Raw genomic sequence first — 3,552 nt, 5'->3', positions numbered from 1 at the left:
ACAAATTAAGAATAACTTTATTCTATTATCAACAAAGCATTTAGATATAAATTTAAATGGCCCTATAAAATATTGATAGAGAAGCAGCATAACTATCCAACCAGCACCTCCAAATAATAAGTTTCTCATATAACCGACATCGGTCCGCTTATAGTAAGACCCTGTTGTATGGTCTGTAAGAATACCATCTCCCAAAAAGAAAGTTCTAAGATTAAACGGAACCTCCCACATCCTCTTAAGGTTATTTGTAGAGGTCGTCTGAGCAACTCCAGTACTCTGATATTGATAGACAGCTTCGAATGCATAGGGGAATACAAGTTTTACATACTTCATTGCTAAAGAAGGGAAAAAGACATAGAAAACTAGAGTAAAAAATGCGAGATAGAGAGAACCTACACATAGCTCTTTAAATTTTTCCTCCAATTTCTTATGGCAAAGTAAATAATAAATCAAACTTACAATTACACCCAGATAAGCAGATCTTCCAGCAAAAATACCACCTAGCACTAGAACAAAACCTATTAACGCACTTTTAAGACTTATTGACCGATCAACCAAATAGTATTTGGTATAGAAAAGGTACGCCAGAGAGTAACCAACAGACAACCCCCAGCCTGGAGATCCTGTAAGAGCTAAGCCACGAGCCCCATTATAATTTTCATAGAGTCGCTCAATTGCAAGTTCTTTATAGGAGATATGAACAATTGAAGCAAATGAAGGATATGAAAAAGCAAACAGCTGTATCACACTTTGTATCAGAAAAACAGTAACAAGCAAGTATTCAAAATGTTTACTTATAGGAGCTTGAGACTCCAAACAATCACTATAAATTTTAAGTACCAATAAAGTTATAATAAAAAACTGTATTAGTGTAGAAATAAAGTTTTTACTATAGCTAAAATCTTTCGTCCCATGTAAAACGGGTATAAGTGCACTAAATAATAACATCACCACTATAAAAATGGCAGGAATGATAATAGATTCCCAAGAAATATTCTTTTTGACTAACTGAGCATACTTATCTCTTCGGAGCAAGATCTCTCCTGCAACAAAAATACCAGCAAGCATTGAGCTATTTAAAGGCGGCACTATATAAAAGGAGTTAACGACAAGGAAGAGCAGAAAAACATTATTGAAGCTAACCTTTTGGTTGCTTTTTAAAAAAGTCATAATTTATTAAACTTAGAAAGCCTTAAGATATTAGAAATCAAGTGTCTCTTTACAGTTCTATAGATTCGTATAAACACTTTCAGTTCGAGAATTTTTTTCCATAAAGGTAAGCTTTTAAAAAGCGCTCGATCGCTTTCAATATGACTACCTGCAAGGTCTATTGGATGAGCTAGTTTGTTCGTAAAATAAATTTCTATTGGGCTTTTTTCAAAGAAATGTCTCCAACTGTCAGCTTCTCTAATATAGTTCTCATGTGACTTTAGAATAGTTTCAGCAGACTCTCTGGTTACAGCATAACAGCAGGTTCTTAAGGTATATTCATAAGAAAATTTCGATAACTTATAGTGTTCTGCGTTTGATACTCTCTTTCCATATAGAAAGTCCCTGTATCGTAAGCCATCCTGCCCACCACAGATCAATAATGACTTAGAGTCTAATAAGCTTAACTCTTTAATAATTGTTTTTATTTTTTCATCATCACCTTGAACATCATCCTCAAGGATAAGAGCAAACTTCTTATCTGTTTTTAAAAATTCCTTTAGTGCCTTTATATGGCTTAAGGTACAACCTAATTCAGAAGGGGACAAAAGTCTTCCTTCATTAATGTAATATTTGATAACGCTGTCATAATATTCTTTAGACGATACCAGTCTACCATCAACAGCACTTATTAATTTGAATTGAGGATAAGACTCTGGAAACTCTTTTTCGAGTTTTTCTCTTCGAGAAGTGTCACTTTGCAGAGACACAAGAAAAATTTCAACTTCGTCCTGAATCATTCCCAACCTACTATACTAGCTACCATACTCACCCCGGCTCTTGAATAAGCTGAATACCCAAATAAATGTTAGTGCAATTGTTTTTTGCTTAAACACCTTCCGTGTATCCTTAAAGAAAACATCAAAGATGTAATTAGCCAAAAATAAAGAAATCAAGCTTGCATATGCAGCCCCAATCATGCCATAAAGCTTTATTAGAAAATAATTTAAAACAACATTCACCACAAGACCAAAAATATGGCGAATCATGCTTAATCTCTGTTTATTTTCATTCAAAAGATATCGCCCACTAATAACGGCCATTCCAAAAAATATACTCATCCAAGCATTAACCCTCAATACATCTGCTGATTGAAGATATATTTCACCAAAGATAGCTTTTATAATAACTTCAGAGAACAGGCTTAGAAACAAAGCTATAGGAATAAGTAGAGATAGAACAAGGTTATACAAACCTTGAAACATTTCTTCATATCCCTGAGGATTCGATTTTTTATAAGGTAATATTTTAGGAATTAAAGAAACTACTATTACGCTGGGAAGGTAACTAACAATATCGCTTATCTTAACTGCCGCAGAATAAATACCAACAGCCTCCTCACCAAGTACTCTGCCAACCATTAACTGATCAACCCTAGTATATAAAACCCAAACTGCAGACGATATTATAAGAGGCCAAGAATCTCGGAGAAGCTCTTTTATTCTATTAGTTTTAATAGATAGGGATATAGTGTCTTTGCTGATATATATATACGCAAGATATATAAATAAATTTGATAACAATAACTCAAGCATTGTAAGCCAGACAATAAGATAAAACCCAAAATCTAAGTATATTACAAATATTTTCAGAGCCGAGAAAACGATTAAGTTAGTATTAGTTATCCATACAACATACTTTAATTTCAGACGCGCTTCAAACCAATATGAAAACACTTTAAACGGTTGACCAATGACATTAATACCTAGAATCAATACACTCCAGAGTAACAAGTCACTTTCAGATCTAAAATTATAGATAAATAGGCATAAAGTTAAATATATAACTACTGAAGCACAAAACCTAATAAAGAGTGCTGAGCCTAGAATCTCTCCCTCACTTTTTCGATATTTAATTAGATCTCTAACAACAACCGTATCAAACCCTAATGTTGACACCAATAGAAAAATGGCGACTATTGCTTGAGCATAACTAAACACTCCAAAGCCAGACGGCTCCATATACCGGGCAACTGCAACAACTACAGTTACCCCTATAAGAATTTTGCTTAGTTTATCAGCAGATAACCAAAAAATATTCTCAAAAACCCCAAGATATTCTTTTAAATTCATAACTTGTATAGAATCATATAAAAAACATACACTTACTAAGGAACCTGCGAATAAGTCCCTGATCATGAGATAATAATCTCAGCAGCTTGATCAGAGGTAGTCATGGACCAACAACTCTCTTTTTCCGACAGTGAATTCAGCCAGAAGCGACGCAGAACTCGTAGGGAAATTTTTCTTGAAAGAATGGAGGTTCTGATTCCATGGAAACGCTTAGAGGCCGTAATCGAGCCCTATTACCCTAAGCGTGGCAACGGAAGACCTCCTTATCCTC

Annotated in this window: 4 protein-coding genes; 1 reads left to right on the top strand and 3 read right to left on the bottom strand. The window is 34.3% G+C overall.

Features of this window, described 5'->3' with window-relative positions:
• From WG89_RS28410 to WG89_RS28400, 3 genes are all read right to left on the bottom strand, one after another.
• Positions 1-1,170: hypothetical protein (locus WG89_RS28410; RefSeq protein ID WP_062271136.1), on the bottom strand; the 1,170-nt coding region annotated here is incomplete at its 3' end.
• Positions 1,167-1,949 (bottom strand): glycosyltransferase family 25 protein, encoded by a 783-nt coding sequence (locus WG89_RS28405; protein WP_062271135.1) that lies wholly within the window; start codon positions 1,947-1,949, stop codon positions 1,167-1,169. The genes WG89_RS28410 and WG89_RS28405, both read right to left, overlap by 4 nt.
• A 15-nt stretch (positions 1,950-1,964) precedes the next feature.
• Entirely contained in the window at positions 1,965-3,347 is a 1,383-nt protein-coding gene (locus tag WG89_RS28400) for a flippase (protein WP_062271133.1), read from the bottom strand.
• Between the two features lie 36 nt (positions 3,348-3,383).
• Between WG89_RS28400 and WG89_RS32565 the strand changes: the two genes are divergently transcribed.
• A partial coding sequence (locus tag WG89_RS32565; RefSeq protein ID WP_062260605.1) for a transposase occupies positions 3,384-3,552 on the top strand: 169 nt, incomplete at its 3' end.

It is taken from the genome of Endozoicomonas arenosclerae (assembly GCF_001562015.1).
In the GTDB taxonomy this organism is placed as follows: Bacteria; Pseudomonadota; Gammaproteobacteria; order Pseudomonadales; family Endozoicomonadaceae; genus Endozoicomonas_A; species Endozoicomonas_A arenosclerae.
Note: the sequence above shows the minus strand (reverse complement) of the source record. Positions and strands in the feature narration are given on the sequence as shown.

Excerpts from the sequence above, each read along its gene's own strand:
- WG89_RS28405 (WP_062271135.1), bottom strand. The coding sequence starts at position 1,949 with ATGATTCAGGACGAAGTTGAAATTTTTCTTGTGTCTCTGCAAAGTGAC.
- WG89_RS28400 (WP_062271133.1), bottom strand. The coding sequence starts at position 3,347 with ATGATCAGGGACTTATTCGCAGGTTCCTTAGTAAGTGTATGTTTTTTA.